Source organism: Massilia sp. YIM B02763, from assembly GCF_030412015.1.
Taxonomy (GTDB): domain Bacteria; phylum Pseudomonadota; class Gammaproteobacteria; order Burkholderiales; family Burkholderiaceae_D; genus Telluria.
This window is the reverse complement of the sequence record NZ_JASNRD010000001.1, coordinates 646009-668088: the sequence shown is the minus strand read 5'-3', so window position 1 is coordinate 668088 and position 22080 is coordinate 646009. Positions and strand designations below refer to the sequence as shown.

The following is a 22080-nucleotide window of genomic DNA, read 5'->3' as shown; positions in this document are numbered from 1 at the left end:
GGGTCCCGCTACAGGCGCCCGATGCGCATGTTCAGCGGCCAGCGCACCGTGCGCGTGGCGTCCGGATCGCCCCAGGCCGCCGACACGTCCTGGGCGAAGGCGGTCAAGAGCGCCTCGCGCCCCGCTTCGCGGGCGCTGCGCACGGCCGACCACGTCGTGAGGTAGCCGAGGAACTGCGGCAGCGTCCAGTCGCGGCGGATCTCCATCGGCGGCGCCGCGAACTCGGCGAACGGAAAGTCGATGGTGGCGTAGCCCGTGTCGACGAGATGCCGCTGCGGCGGCCAGTAGGGGCCGATCTCGTCGCGGTAGAAGGACTGGAAGCGGGCGTCGAGCGCCGCGTCCATGCGCAGCACCCCGTAGCTGACCAGCGCCAGCACGGCGCCGGGGCGGCCGATGCGTCGCACTTCGGCGTAGAACGCGGGCAGGTCGAACCAGTGCGCGGCCTGCGCCGCCGTCACCAGGTCGGCGCTGCCGTCCGCGACGGGCAGGTGTTCCGCCGGCGCGCAGCGGTAGTCGATGCGGGGGTCAAGCGCCGCGTTCGCGATCTGGTCGGCGCTGGGGTCGACGCCCACCACGTGCGCGAAGCAGGGCGCCAGCAGCTGGGTGAGCTGGCCGTTGCCGCAGCCGGCATCGACCGCCAGGCCCCGGGCCGGGGCCGCTTGCGCGAGGAAGGCCGCGAGTTCCGGCGGATACTCGGGGCGGAAGCGCGCATAGGCGCTGCCGCCCTGGTCGAACCAGTTGCGGGCTGGGTTGGGGGCAACGGCGGGGGAAGAGGAAGGGGGCGTCGGCATGGTCGTCATCCTGGATTCGTCGCCGCCATGATACCCGCCCCGGCCCGCCGCGTCAGGTGCGCGCCTTGACGATGCCGCGGTAGATCAGGAACGTGGCCACCAGGCTGATCGCGCCGGCGCCCGCCATCCAGTAACCGGGCGCCGCCTTGTCGCCGGTGGTCTCGATCAGCCAGGTCGACAGCAGCGGGGTCATGCCGCCGAACAGCGCGGTCGCCAGGCTGTAGGCCAGCGAGAAGCCGGTGGTGCGGATCTGCACGGGGATGATCTCGGTGAGCGCCACGATGGTCGCGCCGTTATAGCTGCCGTACAGGAAGGACAGCCACAGCTCGATCATGACCATGTGGCCGAAGCTCGGGTTGGCGATCAGCCACGAGAGCGCCGGGTAGGCGGTGATGGCCGTCAGCGCGGCGCAGGTGGCCATCACGGGCCAGCGGCCGATGCGGTCCGACACGGCGCCCATCACGGGCAGCCAGAAGAAGTTCGACACGCCCACGCACAGCGTCACCAGCAGGCTTTCCTCGGTGGTCAGCTTCAGCACGCTCTTGCCGAAGGTCGGGGTGTAGACGGTGATCAGGTAGAACGCGACGGTGGTGAGCACGATCAGCATGGTGCCGACGGTGACCAGCAGCCAGTTGGCGCCGATCGTGCGCATCATCTGGCCGAAGGTGGGGCGCGTCTTCTGCGCGAGGTAGGCTTCCGTTTCCTGCAGCGACTTGCGGATGTAGAACACGACCGGGATGATCGAGCAGCCGATGAAGAACGGGATGCGCCAGCCCCAGTCGGCGATGAGGTCCTTCGGCATCAGCTGGTTCAGTCCATAGCCCAGCGCGGCCGAGCAGATCACGGCCAGCTGCTGGCTGGCCGACTGCCAGCTGACGTAGAAGCCCTTGTTGCCGGGCGTGGCCATCTCGGACAGGTAGACGGACACGCCGCCCAGTTCCACGCCCGCGGAAAAGCCCTGCAGCAGGCGGCCGATGAGCACGAGCAGCGGCGCCAGCATGCCGATGGTGGCGTAGCCGGGCACGAAGGCGATCAGCGCCGTGCCCGAGGCCATGATGGCGAGCGTCAGCACGAGGCCCTTGCGCCGTCCGATGCGGTCGATGTAGCTGCCCAGGAAGATCGCGCCCAGCGGACGCATGAAGAAGCCGGCGCCGAAGGTCGCGAAGGTCATCATCAGCGCCGCGTACTCGCTCGTGGCCGGAAAGAACGCGGCCGCGATATGGCTGGCGTAGAACCCGAACAGGAAGAAGTCGTACATCTCGATGAAGTTACCGCTCGTCACGCGGATGACGGTCGCCAGCTTCGATTGCGCGCGCGCCGGCTGGGCGTGCGCATGCGCCGCCGGAGCGGATGGGGCGGCGTGTTCCGCCTTGGCTGTGGATTGGATGGACATGGTGGCCTCTCGAAAAATGGTGGGTCGTTCAGCGCGCCGCGCCGGCCGGCGCCGCCGGCTCGAGGCCGGTCGCCGCGATGGCTTGCGCGTTGGCCGGGGCGGCGAGGAAGCGCAGCAGCGCGCGCGCCTCGTCCGGATGGCGGCTGCCGCGCACGATGGCGGCGGAGAATTCGGTCTCGAGCTGCACTTCCCGTGGCAGCAGGCCGACGATGTCGATGCCCTTCACGGGCTGCAGTTCGCTGCGCTGCTGGCAGCCGAAGTCGGCGTCGCCGTGGGCGACGATCTCGCCGACCGGCGTGGCCGGGATCTGGGCGGCCTTGCCTTCCATCTGCTTGCGGATGCCCAGCTTGTCCATCAGCTCGCGCTTGATGTACTCGCCGCTGGCGCTGTCCGAATAGGCCACGTGCTGCGCCTGCAGGAAGGCCTTGCGCAGGCCGTCGACGGTGTGGATGTCCGGCTTGGCGGCGCCGTGGCGCACGGCGCAGGCGATCGGCGACATCGCCAGAACCACCTTGCTGCCCGGCTCCAGCTTGCCCTCGGCCATCAGCTTGTCGAGGGCGTCGCCGACCATGATGACGACGTCGATCGGTTCGCCGCGCGCCAGGCGCGCGGGAATCGCGTTCCTGGTCGCGCCCATCGACGGGCCCCATTCGGAAACGAGGTGGTCGCCGCTGGTCTTTTCGTAGGGACCGGACAAGTCCTTGTAGGCCTGGGCGAAGCCGCCCGAGCTGACGACGCGCAGGTCGGCGGCGTGGGCCGCGCCTGCAGCGAAAGCGATGGCCGCGAACGCCGCGGCGCGAAGCAGGGTGTGGTGTGGTCGCATGGTGTGGTCTCCTTAGAATACCTGCTTGAGGCCCAGCGTCAGGCCGGCGCCGTGGCGGTCGTTGGGATGGGGGCCGGTCATGCCGGCGGCGTCTCCGCGCCAGGTCGTGTAGTCGGCTTCGACGTAGGCGGTGGTGCGCGGCGCCAGCGACTTCTCGATGAACAGGAATTCGCGGTCGAAGCCGTCGTCCACGTGGCCGGTGGCGTCGCGGCGCACGCCGTACCAGGCGGCCGTCAGCAGCAGGCCGGGACCGATGGCGCGGTTCACGCCGGCCGACAGGATGCGCTGGTGGACGGTCTGGCCCGGTCCGGTGTCGGCCGTGTTGCGGGCCGCGTTGGCCTTGAACTGCCAGGCGTCCACGCGCACGGCCGCGCCCAGCGACCACGCATCGAGCGGCAAGCCTTCGCGGCTGCGGAAGCGCATGGTGGCGCCGGACACCGTCCAGTCGCGCCGCTGGTAGGCCAGCGCCACGCCCTGGGCGGAGGACGCGTCGGCGTCGCCCGCCACCTCGCCGGCCGAGTAGGCGGCGCGTGCCTGCCACGGGCCGACGGTGGCCGTGTACTTGATCGTGTTGTCGAGGCGGTAGAAATTGTCGGCATAGCCGCTGGGGCCGTACTGGGTGCCGAATGCATGGGTGCCGAACTTCGTGTTGCTCAGGCCCGCGACGTTGATGTTCGGGTTGAACGAGGCGAAGCGCTTGCCGAGCGGGTCGACGGGGATCAGCGCATCCGAGATCAGGTTCGGCTGGCGGCCCAGCGCCACCGTGCCGTAGGGCGTCTCGAGCCCGGCCCAGGCCTGGCGGTCGAACAGGCGGTCGGTCTTGGCCTGGGTGCCGTTGTCCGCGTTCATGCCGCCCTCGAGGCGGAACACGGCGTTCCAGCCGCCGCCGAGCGCTTCCTGGCCGCGGATGCCCCAGCGGCTGGTGTTGTTGACCCCGCTGGCGACCGAGTTCACGGTGCCCGAGGGCAGGGGGGTGTTGTTGGCGCCCAGCCCGTTCAACGAGCGCAGGCCGACATCGACGATGCCGTAGAGGTTGACGCTCGTCTGTGCGAAGCAGGGAATGCTTGTAGCGAGCAGTGCCGCGAAGATGCTTGGATGGCGCATGGTGTCTCCATGAAAGGCCTTCTTGTCGAGGCTGCGTGTTGTTATATGGGATATCATCCGCCAGAATGACTGATTTGATAATTGCAATTTTCTGGCTTATTCTTGTGCCATGCGCATCAATTACGACATCCTCGACCTGCAGGCCTTCGTCGCCGTCGCCGAACGGGCCAGCTTCCGCCAGGCGGCGGCCGACCTGTTCCTGTCGCAGTCGGCCCTCAGCCGGCGCATCGACAAGCTGGAGGACAGCCTGGGCGTGAAGCTGTTCGAACGGACGACGCGGCGCGTGCAGCTGACCAACGTGGGGGAGACCTTCCTCGTCAACGTCCGCACGGCGCTCGACGGCCTGGAGGATGCCGTGCTGGGCATCGCCGACCTGGCCGCGCACCGCACCGGCACCGTCACGCTGGCGTGCGTGCCGTCGGCGGTCTGGCATTTCCTGCCCGAGGTGCTGGCACGCTTTTCCGCGCGCTATCCGCGCATCCGGGTGCGCATCCACGACGAGAGCGCCCAGGACGTGCTGAACCTGGTGCTGAGCGGGGAGGCCGATTTCGGCATCAACTTCGCCGGCGCGGAGAATCCGGAGATCGTGTTCGAGCCGATCCACGTCGAAAGCTATGTGCTGGCGATGCGCAGCGACCATCCGCTGGCGACGCGCAAGGTGCTGAACTGGAAGGAGACGGTGGACGAGCGCTACATCTCGGTCGCCAAGTCGAGCGGCAACCGCACCGTGATCGACGCGGCGCTGGCCGGCATCGAGAAGCACCCGGTGATCCTGTGCGAGGTGAACCACGTGTCCGGCGTGCTGGCCCTCGTCGAGGCGGGCCTGGGCGTCGCCGCGGTGCCGGGCCTGTCCGTGCTGCCGGGGCGGCAGGACGGCATCGTCGGCGTGCCGCTGGCGAACCCGGAGATCAAGCGCACGCTCGGCCTGATCACGCGCCGCGGCCACAGCATCGCGCCGGCGGCGCGCACGCTGTTCGACATGCTGGTGGAATCGCTCGTTCCGCCGGCGCCGGCATCCCCGTAGGCGAGGCCGGCGCCGGGCGGGAAAAGCGCATCAATCGGGCTGCTTCTCCAGCCGCTCGGCGACCAGCGCCGTGACCACGGCCTGCAGCACGTGCACGGCCCAGCGTTCGCCGGCCTTGCGCGGTCCGGCCTGCACTTCGCCCTCCGTGATGCCCAGTACCGGCGCGATGCCGGCGATGTTGACGGCATACAGCGCGGTGCCGTACAGCGTGCCCAGCGCCACCGGCGACAGGTTCGGCGCCCATTCGCGCAGCGTCGGCAGGGCGGCGCCGAAGGCCGCCGAAGCGCCCAGGTGGTTGGCGAATTCGACGACGCTGGTGCCGGTGTCGCCGATGACGGCGCGCGAGCCCGTCGTGCGGTCGATCCAGTCGACCGCGTCGCGGTCCAGGGTCTTGGTCAGCAGGCCGGTCTTGCGGCCCGCGACCATGAAGGCGGTCGTGACGACGCCGGCGACCAGTCCTCCCAAAATGGCGGCTTTGTGCTTTTGCATGCGATTCCCGTGAAAATGTCGGTGTGGGGACGCGCCTGTCCGGGGGCGGCGTGCGCTCGTGTCGCCACCATACGCCGGCGGCCCGACGGGATCGGTGCGGTGCTGCACCCATGCCGCGGTGCAGCACCACACCGGGGCAGGCAAGGGCGGTCTTTCCTCCCCTCAAGTCCGGTGTACCATTGGCGCCCGTACCGGATTTCGCTCCCAGCGCCCGCATCATCCCGTGAATCGACGACCGACCAGCATGACGGCGCAGGCGCCGTCCAGCCTCCTCGCCATCCTCCTCATCTTCCTGCGTCTGGGCCTGACCTCCTTCGGCGGCCCGGTCGCCCACCTCGCTTACTTTCGCGCGGAATTCGTCGAACGGCGGCGCTGGCTCGACGAACACGCGTATGCCGACCTGGTCGCGCTGTGCCAGTTCCTGCCGGGGCCCGCCAGCAGCCAGGTCGGCATGGCACTGGGCTTGTCGCGGGCCGGCATTCCCGGTGCAGTCGCCGCCTTTCTCGGTTTTACGCTGCCGTCGGCCATCCTGCTCGCGTTGTTCGCACTGGGCGTGGCCAGGTTCGGCAGCCAGGTCGACGGCGGCTGGCTGCACGGGCTCAAGGTCGTCGCGGTGGCCGTCGTGGCGCAGGCATTGTGGGGCATGGGCAGGAGCCTGGCGGCGGACAGGCAGCGCGCGACGCTGGCCGTCGCGTCGGCCGCGCTGGTGACCGCGGTACCGTCCGCGCTCGGGCAGATCGGCGCCATCGCAGGCTGCGGCATCGTCGGCTGGTACTTCTTGCGCACCGACGCGGCATTGCCGCATTCCGCGGTGCCCGTTCCGGTCAAGCGTTCGACGGGCGCGCTCCTGTTGGCGGGATTTTTCGTGATCCTGTTCGCGCTGCCGCTCCTTGCGCAAGGCACGGGCGCGTATGCGCTGAAGCTGTTCGACGGCTTCTACCGTTCGGGGGCGCTGGTGTTCGGCGGCGGCCACGTCGTGTTGCCCCTGCTGCAGTCCGTGGTCGTGCCTGCGGGATGGGTGTCCAACGATGCCTTCCTCGCCGGCTACGGCGCCGCGCAGGCCGTGCCCGGCCCGCTGTTTACGTTCGCGGCCTACCTCGGCGCCATCTCGACAGGGTCGCCGTCCGGCTGGACGGGGGCCGCCATCGCCAGCGTCGCCATCTTCCTGCCGGCCTTCCTCCTCGTCGCCGGCGCCATGCCGTTCTGGGACGGCCTGCGCCGTCATGCCGGCATCAAGCGCGCCATGCTGGGCGTGAATGCCGGCGTCGTCGGCCTGCTGCTGGCGGCTTTTTATCACCCCGTCTGGACGGGCGCGATCCAAGGCGCCACGGATTTGGCGCTGGCGGCGACAGCGTATCTTCTGCTGGTGTTCTGGCGCTGGCCGCCATGGCTCGTCGTCATCCTTGCCGCGCTCGTGACCGGTGTCGGTTTCCCGGCGGCGGCATGAGGACGCGGATGGTCAGATCGGCGTGATCAGGATCGCGCGCCGCCGGCCGTCCTTGACGCCGTATCCGATGATCTGGCGCGCGTTGTTGATCCGGACGATCTCGTCCAGTTGCCAGCCCCCGTTCTTCACGGCGGGAAGATCGTTCAGCGTGATCAGCGCCTTGCCGTCGTTTTCGTACAGGAAGAAGATCCTGTTTTCCCGTGCGCCGATATAGCCGATCAAGTCGCCGTTGTCGTTCATGCCGCCCACGAAGCCGATGTCTCCCGGGATCGCCGTGCGGAGATCGTAGGCGGAGCCGCCGCGATACAGGAAGCTGGTCGGCGGGCCGGCGAGAGGAGGGACGGCGCCGTACGTACCCACGATCTCCCTGTTATTGTTCCAGCCGCGGGGGATCATGTTGGCGACGCCTCCGTAGGCGCCGGAGACACTGTTGATTTGTGCGCGGGTACCGTCGTCGATATTGTAGAGCGTGATCGGGGCGAACGAATTACCGCTGTTGGCGATGATCGTGCCGGCATTGTCGATGCCGACTCCCGGAGGAATCGTCGATTTCAGGTCGATGATGCGATGGTCGCTCCGTGCGACGAGGACGCAGATGCCGCAGATTCCCGCCTGATAGTTGATCAGCATGTCGCCGTTGTCGTTGATGTCCCTGGGGACGTACCATCCGGCGAACGGTATCGCCACTTCGCCCATGCTGCCGTTGCCGGAAACGAACACGCGCGCATTCGTGTAAGCATCCTCGGTCGCGGTGGCACTGACGCCGAGCACCGTTCCCAGGTTGTTGATCGCCACGGCTTGGCTGGTATCGTCGCCGGCGAGCGTTCCCAGGTCGCCGATCTGTCCGTTACGGTAAAGGAAAGCGTGCCGCCTGCCATTGGCGAGCCGGCTCCAGCCGACGATGCTGCCGCTGTCGTTGATATCGGCGACCATCGTCTCGCCGCCGCCGAGCGTGCCGATGTCGGCCACCGTCCAGGCCTCGCCGGGAGCCGGCGCGGTATTGGCCAGGGAGCTGCACGACTTGTCGACCTTGGGAATCGGATCGCCGAACACCGTATTGCTGCATTCGAACGGGCCGGTCACGGTTGTATAGACAAAGGTGGCGGCGCCGCCGTAGCGGACCTGGCCCGTACCCGAGGCATTGCATTGCCGGTCTTCCGCCGCGCATTCGGTCCATGCGCTGCGCGCTGTCGCCAGGTCGTCGCTGGCATAGCTGCAGGTCTTGTCGACACCGATGGCGGGATCGCCATCGAACGAGGGGTTGGCGCAGCGGATGGCGTTGGACGCCGTTCGATAGACGTAGCTGCCGTCGGCGCCGTAGCGTACCAGCCGGGTGCCGAAGAACGCGCAGATGTCGGCCGTCGCCTCGGCGCCGCAATACGTCCAGGTCTCGGGGACGGGCGGGTCGTTCCTGAAGCCGCACGACTTGGCGACGCCAGGCAGCGGGTCGCCGAAGACGGCATTGCTGCACGCGACCGGTCCGGTCAGGCTGCGCTCGACGTACGTGTCTCCGGCGCCGTAGCGTACGGATCGCGTGCCGGGAAAGCTGCAGGTCTGGTTTTCGGTGGCGCAGTCTTTCCAGGGAGCGTCGCCAGGCTGCAGCTGCGGGGTATTGCCGAGGGAGGGGGTGCCGGAAGCCGCTTGGGCCACGTACGCCGTCAATGACATGCACAACAGCGTGGAAACAGCCAACTGCCTTATCCTGACCATGATTTTCCTTTGCGGGTTGGTGGGTGGCGAATGTCGAACCGTGGAGGCCGTCGGCATTGTTTCACTGCTCCAGACCCGCTGCATTGCGCTGTATTGACGGCCTCCGTGTTGCGCTCGATACACATCCGTTCGCCTTGCCGCGGCACCGAAACGGGTATGATGCTGCCTGTAACATCCGGTTGCCGAAGTCCGAAAGTGTCAATGAAGCTCACCCAACAACTCGGCGTCGCGCTCGCGCTTTGCGCAGCCGTGGCGCTCGTCCCCGGTCCCACCCTTGCACAAACCGCTCCTGCACCATCCAGTCGTGCCGACATCCGCGCCCTGGCCATCCAGGCGTCGCACGCGCGCGTGGCGCCGTCCGGCCCGTACGACGAACGCGGCTGGCTCGAGCGCTTCTACGCGCCGCGCAAGTACGCGCCCGCCTGGAATGCGTCGACCGCCGCGGCCGCGCTATGGGTGCTGCGCCAGGCCACGGTGCAGGGGCTCGATCCGGCCGACTACGATGCCGACGCGCTGCAGCGCCAGTTGCGCGCCGGCGCCGCCGGCACGGCCCGTTTCGACGTCGCGCTGACGTCGGCGATGCTGCATTACCTGGCCGACCTGCGCGTCGGCCGCGTGCGTTCCGAATACCACACGAAGCTGCCCGATGCGCGCCTGAAGCAGTACGATCCCGTCGAACGCCTGCGTACGGGGCTCGCGGCCGGCAAGCTGCGCGCCGCCGTGCAGGCGGCCGAGCCGCCATTGCGGCATTACGGCCAGGCGAAGGCGGCGCTGGCGCACTACCGCGAGCTGGCCGGGCAGCCGTATCCGGCGCTGCCGGCACCGTCCGCGAAGGTGGTGCCCGGCGGCGCCTATCCGGCCGCAAAGGAACTGTTCGAGCGCCTCGTGCTGCTGGGCGACCTGCCCGCCGATGCGGCGGCGCCGGCCGACGGCGTCTACGACGAGCGGATGGAGGAGGGCCTGCGCCACTTCCAGGCCCGCCACGGGATCGACGACGACGGCGTGCTGGGACGCGGCACGGTCGACGCGCTCAACGTGCCGCCCGCGCGGCGGGTCAAGCAGCTCGAACTGACCCTCGAGCGCCTGCGCTGGCTGCCGGACGTCGGTCCCGGCCCGCTGATCATGGTCGACTTGCCGGCCTACCGCCTGTGGGCGCTGGAGAATAGCGGCGACGAGGCGCCGCTCGAGATGCGCGTGGTGGTGGGCAGCGCCGTCAAGACGGAGACGCCGCTGTTCGTCGGCCAGATGCGCTACCTGGAGTTCAATCCGTACTGGAACGTCCCGCGCAGCATCCTGGAAAAGGAAATCCTGCCCAAGATCGCGCGCAAGCCCGGCTATCTCGCGCAGAACGAGATGGAGACGGTGCCGCCCAATGCGAGCACGGCCGACCTCAAGGCTGGCCGCGCGCGCGTGCGCCAGCGTCCGGGGGCGAAGAACGCGCTGGGGGCGATCAAGTTCGCGATGCCCAATCCGATGGACATCTACCTGCACTCGACCCCGGCGCGCGGCGCCTTCGAGCGCACCCGGCGCGACCTGTCGCACGGCTGCATCCGCGTCGAGCATCCGGCCGCGCTGGCGCAGTTCGTGCTCGGCCGCCAGCGCCAGTGGAACGCCGACGCCATCCAGGACGCGCTGCAGCCGGGCCCCACCCGCCACGTGGACCTGGCCCGCGCGATTCCGGTCGTGATCTTCTATGCCACGGCCATCGTGGACAGCGACGGCAGTCCCCGTTTCGTCGCCGACATCTACGGCCGCGACGCGTCCCTGCAGCAGGAACTGGCGGCGCGGCGGGGCCGGCTTGCCGCCGCGGCGGACAAGCCGCAGGCCGCTCGGCTCCCGCTTGCCGTGGCAGCCCGCTGAATCGGCGGCCGGCATGGCGGAGCAGGGACCGGTACCGGGGCCCGTGCCGGAGGCCCATGCCGGCATCGCCGTGGAACTGATGAAGCACCGGAAGGCGTCGGCCTGAGCCGGCGCTCGACCGCGCATCGAGCGGCATCTACGCCGATGCCGCCACGGACATCGCCGACGCGCTGCCTGCGCGCCTGGACGCCCCATCCTCGCCGGACTCCGGCTCGTCGAAACGGAATACCTTCGCGTCGACCAATTCCCACGCCCCGTCGCCCATCAGCTTCAGCACATGCGTATGGTGGCGCAGCACGGCGGGGCGGTGGGCGATGCTGACCAGCGTCGTGCGGCTGGCGCGCAGGCGGCCGTACAGCGAGGCTTCGTTGCCGCTGTCCAGGGCGCTGGTAGCCTCGTCGAGGATGACGATGGCTGGCGCATGCACCAGCACGCGGCCGAACGCCAGGCGCTGCTGCTCGCCGACGGACAGCAGCTTTTCCCAGTCGCGCACGGCGTCCAGGCCGCCCACGCGCTGGGCCAGGTGCGGCAGGTGGACTTGCTCCAGGATGGCCAGCAGCTGTTCGTCGTCCAGCTCGCAGCGCGCGCTCGGGTAGATCAGCTGGCTGCGCAGCGTGCCGGATTGCAGGTAGGGCTGCTGCGGCAGGAAGAAGATGTCGTCCGCGCGCGGATGCTGGATCGTGCCGGCACCCGTGCCCCACAGGCCGGCGATGGCGCGCAGCAGGGAGCTCTTGCCGCAGCCGCTGTCGCCGGTGATGAGCAGGGCGTCGCCCGGCTTCACCTCGAGGCTCAGCTCCTTGATCAGCACCCGCTCCGATTCCGGCGGATGCAGCGTCAGCGATTCCAGCGCCAGGTGCTCGCCCGGCCGCATCGTGATGCGCGGCCGCTTGTCGTTCGCGGCCGGCCCGGACTGGCCCTTGGCGTCGGCCAGCACCAGGTTCGACAGCGCCTGCAGGCGGTCGATGCCGGCCACGAAGCGGGACAGGCTTTCGAAGTTGTCCACGATGACGCCCACGGCGCCGAGGACGGCCGTGAACGCGCCCGTCGCCTGGATCGCGCGGCCCACTTCCAGCTCGCCGGACAGCACGCCGTTGGCGAGGATCACGCCGGGCAGCACGAGGGTCAGCTGGCTGAAGGTGCGCTGGAAGAAGTTGAGCGAACGCTGCTTCTTGATCAGCTTGCCGAAGTTGTCGATGACGAGGCCGAACTTGGCGTCGATGTGTTCGCGTTCCTGCGCTTCGCCGCGGTAGAAGGCGATCGATTCCGCGTTCTCGCGCAGGCGGATCAGGCTGAAGCGGAAGTCCGCCTCGCGCCGCAGCTGCCAGAAATTCAGGCGGATCAGCGGGGTGCCGAACACGTACAGGGCGATGACCGTGCCGGCAATCGCGTAGACGGCCAGCACGCCGACCAGCAAGTGGGAGATCGACCACAGCACGGCGCTGAACGCCACCAGCTGCATGAGCGAGCCGAGGAAGATCAGCAGGAAGTTGATCGACCTGCCGGTGAAGGTGTTGATGTCTTCGGCGATCCGCTGGTCAGGATTGTCGAGGTCGCCGACGGCGCCCAGCGCATAGTATTTGCGACCGTTCAGGTAGCCGTCCAGGAAGCGCCGCGTGAGCCAGTCGCGCCACTGGTTGGCGAACACGTCCCGCATGTAGTAATAGAAGGCGTAGATCGGGATTGCGAACGCCAGCGTGAACAGGCAAGCGCGCACGGCCGCCCAGAAGCGGTCGCCATCCTTGCCGGCCAGCGCCGACGTCATCTCGCCGGCCTGGTTGTTCAACATCACGGCCAGCCGGGTATCGACCAGCATCAGCACGATCAGCAGCAATAGCAGCGTCCAGGCCTTGCCCTTGGCCTCCTGCTGCCAGTAGGGCTTGGCCACGTTGAGGAACTGCTTCCATGCCGCGAGCGACAGGGGAGGAATGCGGCGTTTCCGCGCCGGCTGGGCCGGAGCGTCGTCGCGCTGGGTGCCGGTGTCGGCGGAGGTAAGCGTCGTCATGTGATGCTTTCAGGTTTACGCCTGCAGCATACGACCGGTCGATAAAGCGTTCAGTGCGGAAACATACACAAGACGCAACTTTTCTCTGCCGCTTACCTCTGATTCGGCCTTACTTCGATACCGGCCTGAACCCGTCCCTGTTCGGCATCCTGACGGCCGCCAGCGATGCCGCGTCGAGCACCGCGTCCGCCCCGACGATACCGTTCAGGTGCAGCGTATGGGCCGTCACCGCATACACCTCGTCCGGCGTCAGCGATTGCGGGCCGTCCAGCGGCATGGCGCGGTGGATGTAGTCGAACAAGGTCGTCGCATATGGCCAGTAGCTGCCCACGGTGAGCACGGGCGCCCGCGTCGCCAGCGTGTCCTGGCCGCCGGCCAGGCGCGGCGCCGTGCTCTCTGTTCCGTTCGCGCCGTGGCAGGCCTGGCAGCGCGCCGCGTAGAGCGCGCGGCCCTGGGCCACGGAGCCCCGCCCCGGGGGCAGGCCGGCGCCGTCGGCGCGCACGATGCGTCCATGGCCGCTCCAGGCCAGGCCGGCGATCTCGCGAAAGCCCCGGCCGTCCAGCACCTGGCGCGCCGAGGGCGTCGTGATCACGGACTTCACGCCCATCACGAAGGTGAACTGGCGCGCCGTCCCGTCGGGCATCAGGTCGGTGTACTTGGACGTCTCTCGCGCGTCTGGAACGGCGCATCGCCCACCTTCAGGCGGCGCAGCCACTTGATGTTCATATTGCCTTCGTAGCCTGGCAGCAGCAGGCGCAGCGGATAGCCTTGTTCGGGACGCAGCATCTCGCCGTTCCGGTCATGCAAAACCTGTCGTCAATCGATGGGCTAGAACGATTCCGGATAAGCTCATGCGCTTCGTAACGGCACCGGGCACATCTGGCGTTGTCGAAATATGAATTCATCCATGACAAGTGGAACAGGCACCCGGCCATACACCCGAATGATGACAGGCATGTGAACATATGATTGGAAAACATGACTGGATTTTCCTAACATATGCGATTGCTCAATATGTTGTGGAAAATCAAGCCATGTCGAACCAACACACTGCAGTCATGTCCGAAGAAGTGGCAGCGCCGGCACGCAAGGCCTCCGCTCCCAAGCGCTCGATCTTGCGCCGCCTGTTCGATGCCTGGGTTCGCTCGTACGAGAGCCGCATCGACAAGGACGGCAATATCATCTGCGAACACTGAGGCGAGCACCATGTCGCGGCAGCCTGCGACCGGCAGGCGCGTGCCGCGAAAAGGCAAATGAAACAAGCGGCGGAACGATTTCCGCCGCTTTTGTTTTGCACGGCCGGTTGACGCCCGCATGCGCGCCGCCTTACGTAAATGTAATCTGCCGGGCTGCCTGCCGTCAGCCTGCTTCCATCAGAATGGCGCCTGTTGCTATTCGATGGAGCCAGCATGCCCGAAACCCTGCTCGTCGACGACCGGCCCGTCGTCGTTCCTGTCCGGCGAACCCTGTCGCGCCAATCCTGGCTGGTCGGGCTGCTGGCCCTGGCCTTCGTCGCCGTGTCGCTGTACGTGCTGCGCGTGCGCGCGCTGGTACCACCGGACGAAGGGCGCTATGCCGAGATGGCGCGCGAGATGTTCGCCTCCGGCGACTGGATCACGACCCGCCTGAACGGCATCAAGTATTTCGAAAAGCCTCCGCTGCAGACCTGGATGACGGCGCTGGCCTTCTCCGCGTTCGGCCTCGGCGAGTGGCAGGCCAGGCTCTGGACCGGCTTGTGCGGCCTGCTGGGCGTCGGCCTGGCCGGCTTCACCGGCGCGCGCCTGTTCGGCCGGCGTGCCGGCGCCTACGCCGCGCTGGTGCTGGGCTCCTGTTTCTACTGGGCGGCGTGCAGCCAGATCGACTCGCTGGACATGGGCTTGTCCGCGATGATGACGGTGGCGCTGTGCGGCCTGCTGCTGGCGCAGCGCGACGGCCTTCCGGCAGCGGCGCGGCGCCGCTGGATGCTGGCCTGCTGGGCGGGCATGGCGCTGGCCGTGCTGTCCAAGGGCCTGATCGGCATCGTGCTGCCGGCCGGCGTGCTGCTGGTCTACGCCGCCGCGGCGGGAGACCGGGCCATCCTGGCGCGTTTGTATGCCTGCCGCGGCCTGGCGCTGTTCCTGCTGGTCGCGGCGCCGTGGTTCGTGCTGGTCGGCCTGCGCAACCCGGAACAGCCGCACTTCTTCTTCATCCACGAACATGTCGAACGCTTCCTGCTGAAGGAACACCACCGCGAGGCGGCATGGTGGACCTTCCCCGCGCTGCTGGCGATCGGCAGCCTGCCGTGGCCATGGATCCTCGTGCGCAGCCTGGCGGCGGCGCTGCGGCGCCGGGCCGGCGCGTTCCAGCCGCGCATGCTGCTGCTGGCCTGGGTGGCGTTCATCCTCCTTTTCTTCACGCTGTCCAGCTCCAAGCTGCCCGGCTACATCCTGCCCGTGTTCCCGGCGGTGGCGCTGCTGGCCGGCGACTGGCTGGCCGCGGCGCCGCGGCGCCATCTCGCCGCCAACGCCGCCGTGCTGCCCGTGCTGGGCCTGGCCCTGCTTGGCGTCGCGCCGTTCGCCGCGCAGTTCGGCCGGCGCGCCGGCGAAGCGGCGCAGTTCGGGGCATGTACGCCGTGGATCGCCGGCGCCGGGCTGGCGGCGCTGGCCGGCGGCGCGCTGGCGCTGCACCAGGCATTGCAGATGCCACCACGCCAGCCGCACGACGGCTTGCGCGACCGGTCGGTGTTCGCGCTGGCGCTGGCCGGCTTCGCCTGCACCCAGTTGCTGCTGGCGGGCTTCGCGCCGATCGCGCAGCTGCGGGCGGGCACCGAGCTGCTGCCGGCGACGCGCGCGGCGCTGACGCCGGCGACCCGACTGTATTCCGTCGGGATCTACGAGCAGTCGCTCGCGTTCTACCTGCGCCACACCGCCGTGCTGGCCGGCTACCGCGACGAATTCGATTTCGGGCTGCGCCAGGAGCCGGCGCTGGGATTGGATACGGTGGACGATTTCGTGGCCCGCTGGCGCGCGGACATGGCCGCGGGCCGGCCGGCGCTGGCGATCGTGCGCAACGACCTGGTGCCGGCGCTGCGGCGCGCGGGCGTTCCGCTGCGGATCGTCGCCGCGGACGCGCGCCGCACCGTGATCAGGAACTGCGCGGCGTCCGCCCCGGCGCCTTGCGCGCATCCGGGAACGTCAGCGTGAACGTGCTGCCCCGGCCCAGGATGCTGGCGACCTCCGCGCGTCCGCCGTGCAGCTCGGCGATCGAGCTGACGACGGCCAGGCCCAGCCCCGTGCTGTCGGTCGCGCTGCGCGACGCGTCGACGCGGTAGAAGCGTTCGAACAGGTGGGGCAGGTGTTCGCCGGCGATGCCGCTGCCGTTGTCCTCGACGGCGATCCGGACCGCGTCGCGGGTACGCTCGGCATGCAGGCGCACGGTGCCGCCGCGCGGCGTGTGGCGCAGCGCGTTCGAGAGCAGGTTCGACAGCGCGCGCTGCAGCAGCAGCGGATCGGCCATGACCTCGCAATCGCCCTCGGCGACGAGCGCCACGCCCTGTTCGTCGGCGCTGATGCCGTGGAATTCGACCAGGCGGCGGAACTCGTCGGCGAGCTTGACGGGCTCCGGATGGATGTGCTGCTCGGCGTTGTCGGCGCGCGCCAGGAACAGCATGCTGGCGACCATGCGCGACAGCCGGCTCCCTTCCTCGACGACGACTTCGAGCGTGTTCTGGTATTCGGCCGGCGTGCGGGCGCGGGCCAGCGTCACGCTGGCCGCGGCGACCAGGTTGTTGACGGGCGAGCGGAATTCGTGGGCGATGTCGGACGAAAACCGCGTCAGCTGCTCGAACGAGCGCTCCAGGCGGGCCAGCATCTCGTCGAAGCTGCCGGCCAGCGCGCGCAATTCGGCCGGCCAGTCCTCGCGCGCGATCCGCGCATGCAGCTTTTCCGCGTTGATGCGGCCGATCTCGCGCGACATCGCATGCACGGGCGCCAGGCCGCGCCGCGCGAGCAGCCAGCTGATGCCGCCGGACAGCGCGATCGCGATGCCGATCACGGCGGCCAGCTTGTTGCGGTAGGCCTCGAGCAGCTTGCGGTTTTCCGTCACGTCGAGCACGCCGCGCAGGATGGCCCCTTGCGGACCGATCGCGGGCCCCTCGATCTCGATGGCCTCGGGGCCGCGCGTGTGCACCGGCAGGTCGAACACGAGGTAGGAGCGGCGGCGCGCGGCGTCGTCGACGCGCGTGTGCCGGCCCGGCGTCACGGGCGCGGCCAGCGCCGCCGCGAACACGCCCGCATTCGGCGACGCGTCGCGCACCGAGCGGTCCGGCGAGAGCAGCTGCCATGCGAAGGCCTGGTTGGCTTCCTGGTATTCCTCCCACTCGTACTTCCACTGGGAGTGCGGGACGCGCCGTCCCACCAGGTATTCGAGCGTGTCGCGCTGGATCTGCAGGTCGTCCCTGAGTTCCGCCTCCTCCTTGTCGTGCAGCCGGCCCAGCAGCTCGGCATACATCATGGCCGACACGCCCAGCACGATGACCGTGATCGCCACGCCGACGAACACCGTCATGCGCAGCGTGAGCGACCAGGCGGCGCTTCCGCGCGGGGCGGCCGCGGCGTCAGGCCCGGACTTCAAGGACATAGCCGACGCCGCGCACGGTGTGCAGCAGCTTGACGGGGAAGGGGTCGTCCAGCTTGGTGCGCAGGCGCCGCACCGCCACCTCGACCACATTGGTGTCGGAGTCGAAATGCATGTCCCACACCTGTTCGGCCAGCACGGTGCGCGACTGCACCTCGCCGGCGCGGCGCATCAGCAGCGACAGCAGGGCGAATTCCTTCGGCGTCAGGTCGAGCCGCTCGCCGCCGCGGGTGGCGCGGTGCTTGAGCAGGTCCAGCGTGAGGTCGTCCATGTGGAAGATGGTCTGCTCGCCATGGGTGGACGAGCGGTCGTTGCGGCGCAGGATGACGCGCACGCGCGCGAGCAGCTCGCTGAAGGCGAACGGCTTCACGAGGTAGTCCTCGGCGCCCAGGTCGAGGCCGCGCACGCGGTCGTCGATCGCGTCGCGCGCGGTCAGGAACAGCACCGGCGTCTGGCGCCGGGCGCGGCGCGCCGTCTCGAGGATGGTCCAGCCGTCCAGGCCGGGCAGCATGACGTCGAGGATGGCGACGTCGTAATCGGCCGTCAACAGCAGGTGCAGCCCGTCCGGGCCGTTCGACGCGACGTCGACCACCATGCCTTCTTCCTTCAGGCCCTGCGACAGGTAGGCCGCGGCGGTAGCCTGGTCTTCTACCAGGAGAATCTTTGCCATGCGAATCGTGTGCGATCCAGAGTGAATGAACAGGCCGCCATTGTGCGGAGCAACGCATGACGGCAGCCGTGCAGGGACATTACATTTTCGTAAGGTGGCAACTGCGTCGGCCAGCATGTGCGCGCTGCATGATATCCCGGGGCGCGGATGCATGGAAGACGGCCGATCCGCTGCCGGTAGCGAGCCCGGCTTACCGAATTGTAATGTTTTAGTTGGTGCCAAGTCAGGCACGGGCCCCCACAATGGCGCCTGCAACTTCGGACACCAGCGAACCATGAAGATTACCATTATCGGCACCGGCTACGTCGGCCTGGTCACAGGCGCCTGCCTCGCGGAACTCGGCAACGACGTGTTCTGCCTCGACGTCGACCAGCGCAAGATCGACCTCCTCAACAGCGGCGGCATTCCCATCCACGAGCCCGGCCTGGACGACGTCGTCGCCCGCAACCGCGCCGCCGGGCGCCTGCGCTTTTCCACCGACGTGGCGGCCTCCGTGGCGCACGGCGAGCTGCAGTTCATCGCCGTGGGCACGCCGCCGGACGAAGACGGCTCGGCCGACCTGCAGTACGTGCTGGCCGCGGCGCGCAATATCGGGCGCCACATGGACGGCTACAAGGTCATCGTCGACAAGTCGACCGTGCCGGTGGGCACCGCCGACCGCGTCGCCGCCGCGGTGCGCGAGGAGCTCGCCGTGCGGGGCGACGCGCGCGACATCGATTTCGCCGTCGTCTCGAACCCGGAATTCCTGAAGGAGGGCGCGGCCGTCGAGGACTTCATGCGGCCCGACCGCATCGTCATCGGCCATGACGACACGCCCGCCGGCCGGCGCGCGCGCGAGTTGATGAAGTTGCTGTACGCGCCGTTCAACCGCAACCACGAACGCACCTACTGGATGGACGTGCGCTCGGCCGAATTCACCAAGTACGCTGCGAATGCCATGCTCGCGACGCGCATCTCGTTCATGAACGAACTGGCCAACCTGGCCGACCGCGTCGGCGCCGACATCGAGGCGGTGCGCCAGGGGATCGGGTCCGATCCGCGCATCGGCTACAGCTTCCTGTACGCGGGCGCCGGCTATGGCGGCTCGTGCTTCCCGAAGGACGTGCAGGCGCTGGAACGCACCGCGCGCCAGCACGGCCAGGACCTGCTGATCCTGCGCGCCGTGGAAGCCGTCAACGACGGCCAGAAGGGGGTACTCGGCCGCAAGGTCGTGGCGCGCTTCGGCGCGGACTTGTCCGGCAAGCGCTTCGCCGTGTGGGGCCTGGCGTTCAAGCCGCAGACCGACGACATGCGCGAGGCGCCGTCGCGGGTGCTGCTGCGCGAACTGCTGGCGCGCGGCGCCAGCGTCGCCGTGCACGATCCGGTGGCGATGGCCGAGGCGCGCCGCGTGCTGGCGCTGGACCTGGGCAGCGGGGCGCTGGCGCGCATCGTCTTCCACGACGCGCCGATGGACGCGCTGGACGGCGCCGAGGCGCTCGTCATCGTCACCGAATGGAAAGCCTTCCGCAGTCCCGACTTCGAGCAGGTGAAGGCGCGCCTGAAGCAGCCGGTCGTCATCGACGGCCGCAACCTGTTCGACCCCTGCGGCATGACGGCCCTCGGCATCGAATACCACGGCATCGGCCGCTCCGTGCTCGCGCGGAAGAACGCGCCCGGCGCCATCGCGCGTGCCGCGGCGCCGGTCGTGGACGAGGCGCTGGGCTAGGGATTCGCCAGGATCTGCCAGATCGCGTCGAAGCCGCTCGCCTTGTACTTTTCCACGCCGGCTGGATCGGACGTGGAAAAGCGGATGGCGATCTGCGCAAGCGACAGGAACAGGGCCTCGAAGTAAGCGAACGGCCGATCGCGCAGGCCCGCGCAGCCGCGGATGTCGTGCAGGATGCCGGCATCGCGGAACATCGGGTCGTCGTGCGCCGCCGCGGTGCCGGACAGGCCGTCGTCCTCGGCGAGGCGCTTCAAGGCCTGGTACTCCAGCGGATGCGCGAGCGCCCAGTCGATGTAGCCGTTCCAGCAGGCGCGCAGCCGCTCGCGCAGGCATGCCTGGGCGGCATGCGCGGGCGCCATCGACGCGAGGATCCTGGCGCGCAGGCAGGCCTGCAGTTCGCCCAGCAGCGCTTCCTTGTTGGCGAAGTACAGGAACACCGTCCCGTGCGCGACCTCGGCCTGCTCGGCGATCTGGCGGACCGACACGGCGGCGCCGTGCGCGGCCACCAGCACGGTGGCGGCCGCGAGGATGCATTCTTTCTTGTTTCCGGTCTTGGTGCGGGCCATGCGCGGTATGCTCGACGGTCGGGTGGCGGGGGCCGTCATTGTCACCAACCCCGCCTGACGAAACACCGTCCGGAAGATTACGTTTTTGTAAGCTGCGCGCGGGACCCGGCCCGGGCGCGGCCGGCAGGACCGTCGTGCGCACCGGTACGCGCGCGTCCTGGCCGCTCAACGGCTGTGTTGTTGGCCCGAGACAACGTAAATTTCCGGTGAAAAAGTACGTTACAATTGCGTCCGGAGCCGGAGAACGCCACGTTCCGCCATCTCCCGCCCACTCTTTCCCGGCCCAGACTCCGCCGATATTCCCGGAAGCGCTTCCTGTGCTTTCTTGCGTTTATCGAATGCCATGCCATCCAATTTCCCTATCCGCATTCTGATCGTCGACGACAACCAGGACGGCGCCGAGCTGCTGAGCGAACTCGTCAGCGAACAGGGCTACGCCACCTGCACCGCCTACGACGGTTTCATGGCCCTCGAGGCCGCGCTGGCGTTCCATCCCCATATCGTCATCCTCGACCTGGGGATGCCCAGGTTTTCCGGCGACGAGGTCGCGCCGATGCTGCGCCAGCTCCGCAAGTTCGAGGACGTCTATATCATCGCCCTGACCGGGCGGCACGACAGCGAAGCGCGCGCGCTGACCCGCCGCGCGGGATTCGACCTGCACCTGGCCAAGCCGGTCCAATTGCCGGAACTGTTCGCGGCGCTGGAACTGGGCAGCCAGCGGCGGCCGGCGCCGACGGCTGGCGGCGCGGACGCGCCCTTGCTGTCGACCGTGTCGTAACGACGCGCTACTGCGTTTCCGCAGGCGGCACGCCCGGGATGCCGGTGCGGATCGCCTTCGAGAAGCCGCGGCTGTCTTCCCCGTCCGCCCGGCGCGCGCGCGCGTCGATGTAGCCGCGGCGGCGCAGCTCGGCGAACGGCACGCCCGGCGTCAACGCGCGCTGGTCGTACGCATATTCGTCCACGTGTCCGGAGGCCAGCAGGCGAATGTCCAGCGGCAGGCCGGGATCGATCTGGCGCGCGAGATCGAACACGATCGTGGTGCAGTTGCTGGTGAGGGTGTTGTAGAACTCGGGCTGGCGGCGCAGGCGCTCGGCGCTCTCCAGGTAAGCCTTGAACAGCGTGCGCAGTTGCGCGGGCGTCGCGCGCAGCCGGTACAGATACACGTCTTCCTTGCGCACGTTGCTGCGGGTGCGGACGATATCGCGTTCGTCCGCCGCGATGATCACCTGTTCGAACTCCCTGAAGAAACCGCCTACGGCGGAAAACGACTCCTGCCGTTCCTTGCGGATCTCCAGCGAGAACACGAGCTTGCGGCCGTCGTCGAAGCCGAACGAGACGAGCGTGTGGGCGATGTGCGGTCCCATCCAGTACGACAGGATCAGGTCTCCCGACACGAGATGCGACAGGTCGTAGGCGCGGGTTTCCCAGCGCGCCGCGTAGCGCGTCTCGGTGATCCAGTCGAAGTTGCGCACGTTGCGCAGCACGACGCGCTCGCCGTCGACGTCCGACTCCAGCAGGCGGGCGACGTCGTCCGCCCAGACCCGGTCGTGCGACGGCGCCAGCGATTGCCACCATGCAAGCAGGATCAGGGTGGCGGCGGCGAATGCGGCGAGCAGCCTGTGCGTGCCGCGCCGGCCCGGCCAGGCCCAGGGCGCCAGCGCGGCGGCCAGGGCGAACAGGCCCCAGGCAGGCACCGCGACGAGCGCGGCCGGCCGCGGCAGCTGGAACCACAGCGCGCCCGCACCCCATGCGCCGAGCACGACCAGGACCAGCGTCGACACGATCCGCCCGGCGAACCGCAGCAGGCGCAAGAGGAGGGATGCAGGCTGGCTTTTTGTCATGCAAAAATTATAACGGCAAATGGATGAGTGGCACGGCGCGT

Annotated in this window: 20 protein-coding genes; 7 read left to right on the top strand and 13 right to left on the bottom strand. The window is 68.8% G+C overall.

Annotation, left to right across the window (positions count from 1 at the left end; genetic code table 11):
- Positions 1–8: 8 nt before the first annotated feature.
- From QPK32_RS02795 to QPK32_RS02780, 4 genes are read right to left on the bottom strand one after another with little or no spacing between them, the layout of a single operon-like run.
- Positions 9–791, bottom strand: a complete 783-nt coding sequence (locus QPK32_RS02795; protein ID WP_290411254.1) for a class I SAM-dependent methyltransferase — start codon at positions 789–791, stop codon at positions 9–11.
- A 52-nt stretch (positions 792–843) separates the two neighbouring features.
- Positions 844–2184: an MFS transporter gene (locus tag QPK32_RS02790; RefSeq protein ID WP_290411253.1), complete on the bottom strand. Its 1341-nt coding sequence runs from the start codon at positions 2182–2184 to the stop codon at positions 844–846.
- 28 nt (positions 2185–2212) lie between these two features.
- Positions 2213–3007, bottom strand: coding sequence for a substrate-binding domain-containing protein (locus QPK32_RS02785; protein WP_290411252.1), 795 nt, complete (start codon positions 3005–3007; stop codon positions 2213–2215).
- Between the two features lie 12 nt (positions 3008–3019).
- Positions 3020–4111 carry a porin gene (locus QPK32_RS02780; protein WP_290411251.1) on the bottom strand — a complete coding sequence of 364 codons (1092 nt, stop codon included), beginning with the start codon at positions 4109–4111 and terminating at the stop codon, positions 3020–3022.
- Positions 4112–4220: 109 nt separating this feature from the next.
- Between QPK32_RS02780 and QPK32_RS02775 the strand changes: the two genes are divergently transcribed.
- Positions 4221–5135, top strand: coding sequence for a LysR family transcriptional regulator (locus tag QPK32_RS02775; protein WP_290411250.1), 915 nt, complete (start codon positions 4221–4223; stop codon positions 5133–5135).
- A gap of 30 nt (positions 5136–5165) precedes the next feature.
- On the opposite strand, the gene QPK32_RS02770 is transcribed toward QPK32_RS02775, so the two are convergent.
- Entirely contained in the window at positions 5166–5624 is a 459-nt protein-coding gene (locus QPK32_RS02770; RefSeq protein ID WP_290411249.1) for a hypothetical protein, read from the bottom strand.
- Between the two features lie 244 nt (positions 5625–5868).
- On the opposite strand from QPK32_RS02770, the gene chrA reads away from it, so the two are divergent.
- A complete protein-coding gene (chrA, locus tag QPK32_RS02765) occupies positions 5869–7071 on the top strand; it encodes a chromate efflux transporter (RefSeq protein ID WP_290411392.1) in 1203 nt (400 codons plus the stop codon).
- Between the two features lie 12 nt (positions 7072–7083).
- Here chrA and QPK32_RS02760 read toward each other — a convergent pair whose 3' ends face one another.
- Positions 7084–8763 (bottom strand): hypothetical protein, encoded by a 1680-nt coding sequence (locus tag QPK32_RS02760; protein WP_290411248.1) that lies wholly within the window; start codon positions 8761–8763, stop codon positions 7084–7086.
- A 219-nt stretch (positions 8764–8982) separates the two neighbouring features.
- On the opposite strand from QPK32_RS02760, the gene QPK32_RS02755 reads away from it, so the two are divergent.
- Positions 8983–10641 (top strand): murein L,D-transpeptidase, encoded by a 1659-nt coding sequence (locus tag QPK32_RS02755; RefSeq protein WP_290411247.1) that lies wholly within the window; start codon positions 8983–8985, stop codon positions 10639–10641.
- Between the two features lie 136 nt (positions 10642–10777).
- Here the strand turns inward: QPK32_RS02755 and QPK32_RS02750 are convergent, their stop codons facing one another.
- The 3 genes from QPK32_RS02750 to QPK32_RS02740 all read right to left on the bottom strand — a co-directional run bounded on the left by QPK32_RS02750 (position 10778) and on the right by QPK32_RS02740 (position 13450).
- Positions 10778–12643, bottom strand: coding sequence for an ABC transporter ATP-binding protein/permease (locus tag QPK32_RS02750; RefSeq protein WP_290411246.1), 1866 nt, complete (start codon positions 12641–12643; stop codon positions 10778–10780).
- 109 nt (positions 12644–12752) lie between these two features.
- Positions 12753–13286, bottom strand: a complete 534-nt coding sequence (locus QPK32_RS02745) for a c-type cytochrome (RefSeq protein ID WP_290411245.1) — start codon at positions 13284–13286, stop codon at positions 12753–12755.
- The gene (locus QPK32_RS02740) at positions 13286–13450 is read right to left on the bottom strand and encodes a molybdopterin-dependent oxidoreductase (protein WP_290411244.1); all 165 of its coding nucleotides are present in this window, start codon (positions 13448–13450) and stop codon (positions 13286–13288) included. Before QPK32_RS02740 ends, QPK32_RS02745 begins: the two co-directional genes overlap by 1 nt.
- Before the next feature lie 227 nt (positions 13451–13677).
- Between QPK32_RS02740 and QPK32_RS02735 the strand changes: the two genes are divergently transcribed.
- Complete coding sequence (locus QPK32_RS02735; protein WP_290411243.1) at positions 13678–13839, top strand: hypothetical protein; 162 nt, start codon at positions 13678–13680, stop codon at positions 13837–13839.
- Positions 13840–14052: 213 nt separating this feature from the next.
- Positions 14053–15825, top strand: coding sequence for a glycosyltransferase family 39 protein (locus QPK32_RS02730; protein ID WP_290411242.1), 1773 nt, complete (start codon positions 14053–14055; stop codon positions 15823–15825).
- On the opposite strand, the gene QPK32_RS02725 is transcribed toward QPK32_RS02730, so the two are convergent.
- Together QPK32_RS02725 and QPK32_RS02720 are read right to left on the bottom strand one after the other, a co-directional pair.
- Positions 15767–17254, bottom strand: a complete 1488-nt coding sequence (locus tag QPK32_RS02725) for a heavy metal sensor histidine kinase (protein WP_290411241.1) — start codon at positions 17252–17254, stop codon at positions 15767–15769. The genes QPK32_RS02730 and QPK32_RS02725 overlap by 59 nt on opposite strands.
- On the bottom strand, positions 17238–17927 hold the full coding sequence (locus tag QPK32_RS02720; RefSeq protein ID WP_290411240.1) for a heavy metal response regulator transcription factor: 690 nt from the start codon (positions 17925–17927) through the stop codon (positions 17238–17240). The genes QPK32_RS02725 and QPK32_RS02720 overlap by 17 nt, the downstream gene beginning before the upstream one ends.
- Before the next feature lie 274 nt (positions 17928–18201).
- Between QPK32_RS02720 and QPK32_RS02715 the strand changes: the two genes are divergently transcribed.
- Positions 18202–19632 (top strand): UDP-glucose/GDP-mannose dehydrogenase family protein, encoded by a 1431-nt coding sequence (locus QPK32_RS02715; RefSeq protein WP_290411239.1) that lies wholly within the window; start codon positions 18202–18204, stop codon positions 19630–19632.
- Here QPK32_RS02715 and QPK32_RS02710 read toward each other — a convergent pair.
- The gene (locus QPK32_RS02710) at positions 19629–20198 is read right to left on the bottom strand and encodes a TetR/AcrR family transcriptional regulator (RefSeq protein WP_290411238.1); all 570 of its coding nucleotides are present in this window, start codon (positions 20196–20198) and stop codon (positions 19629–19631) included. The two genes, QPK32_RS02715 and QPK32_RS02710, sit on opposite strands and share 4 nt — an antisense overlap.
- Positions 20199–20541: 343 nt before the next feature.
- Between QPK32_RS02710 and QPK32_RS02705 the strand changes: the two genes are divergently transcribed.
- On the top strand, positions 20542–20976 hold the full coding sequence (locus tag QPK32_RS02705) for a response regulator (protein WP_290411237.1): 435 nt from the start codon (positions 20542–20544) through the stop codon (positions 20974–20976).
- Positions 20977–20983: 7 nt separating this feature from the next.
- On the opposite strand, the gene QPK32_RS02700 is transcribed toward QPK32_RS02705, so the two are convergent.
- On the bottom strand, positions 20984–22039 hold the full coding sequence (locus tag QPK32_RS02700) for a DUF4105 domain-containing protein (RefSeq protein WP_290411236.1): 1056 nt from the start codon (positions 22037–22039) through the stop codon (positions 20984–20986).
- Positions 22040–22080: the final 41 nt, after the last annotated feature.

Excerpts from the sequence above, each read along its gene's own strand:
- QPK32_RS02795 (WP_290411254.1), bottom strand. The coding sequence starts at position 791 with ATGCCGACGCCCCCTTCCTCTTCCCCCGCCGTTGCCCCCAACCCAGCC.
- QPK32_RS02790 (WP_290411253.1), bottom strand. The coding sequence starts at position 2,184 with ATGTCCATCCAATCCACAGCCAAGGCGGAACACGCCGCCCCATCCGCT.
- QPK32_RS02785 (WP_290411252.1), bottom strand. The coding sequence starts at position 3,007 with ATGCGACCACACCACACCCTGCTTCGCGCCGCGGCGTTCGCGGCCATC.
- QPK32_RS02780 (WP_290411251.1), bottom strand. The coding sequence starts at position 4,111 with ATGCGCCATCCAAGCATCTTCGCGGCACTGCTCGCTACAAGCATTCCC.
- QPK32_RS02775 (WP_290411250.1), top strand. The coding sequence starts at position 4,221 with ATGCGCATCAATTACGACATCCTCGACCTGCAGGCCTTCGTCGCCGTC.
- QPK32_RS02770 (WP_290411249.1), bottom strand. The coding sequence starts at position 5,624 with ATGCAAAAGCACAAAGCCGCCATTTTGGGAGGACTGGTCGCCGGCGTC.
- chrA (WP_290411392.1), top strand. The coding sequence starts at position 5,869 with ATGACGGCGCAGGCGCCGTCCAGCCTCCTCGCCATCCTCCTCATCTTC.
- QPK32_RS02755 (WP_290411247.1), top strand. The coding sequence starts at position 8,983 with ATGAAGCTCACCCAACAACTCGGCGTCGCGCTCGCGCTTTGCGCAGCC.
- QPK32_RS02750 (WP_290411246.1), bottom strand. The coding sequence starts at position 12,643 with ATGACGACGCTTACCTCCGCCGACACCGGCACCCAGCGCGACGACGCT.
- QPK32_RS02745 (WP_290411245.1), bottom strand. The coding sequence starts at position 13,286 with ATGCCCGACGGGACGGCGCGCCAGTTCACCTTCGTGATGGGCGTGAAG.
- QPK32_RS02735 (WP_290411243.1), top strand. The coding sequence starts at position 13,678 with ATGTCGAACCAACACACTGCAGTCATGTCCGAAGAAGTGGCAGCGCCG.
- QPK32_RS02730 (WP_290411242.1), top strand. The coding sequence starts at position 14,053 with ATGCCCGAAACCCTGCTCGTCGACGACCGGCCCGTCGTCGTTCCTGTC.
- QPK32_RS02720 (WP_290411240.1), bottom strand. The coding sequence starts at position 17,927 with ATGGCAAAGATTCTCCTGGTAGAAGACCAGGCTACCGCCGCGGCCTAC.
- QPK32_RS02715 (WP_290411239.1), top strand. The coding sequence starts at position 18,202 with ATGAAGATTACCATTATCGGCACCGGCTACGTCGGCCTGGTCACAGGC.
- QPK32_RS02710 (WP_290411238.1), bottom strand. The coding sequence starts at position 20,198 with ATGGCCCGCACCAAGACCGGAAACAAGAAAGAATGCATCCTCGCGGCC.
- QPK32_RS02705 (WP_290411237.1), top strand. The coding sequence starts at position 20,542 with ATGCCATCCAATTTCCCTATCCGCATTCTGATCGTCGACGACAACCAG.
- QPK32_RS02700 (WP_290411236.1), bottom strand. The coding sequence starts at position 22,039 with ATGACAAAAAGCCAGCCTGCATCCCTCCTCTTGCGCCTGCTGCGGTTC.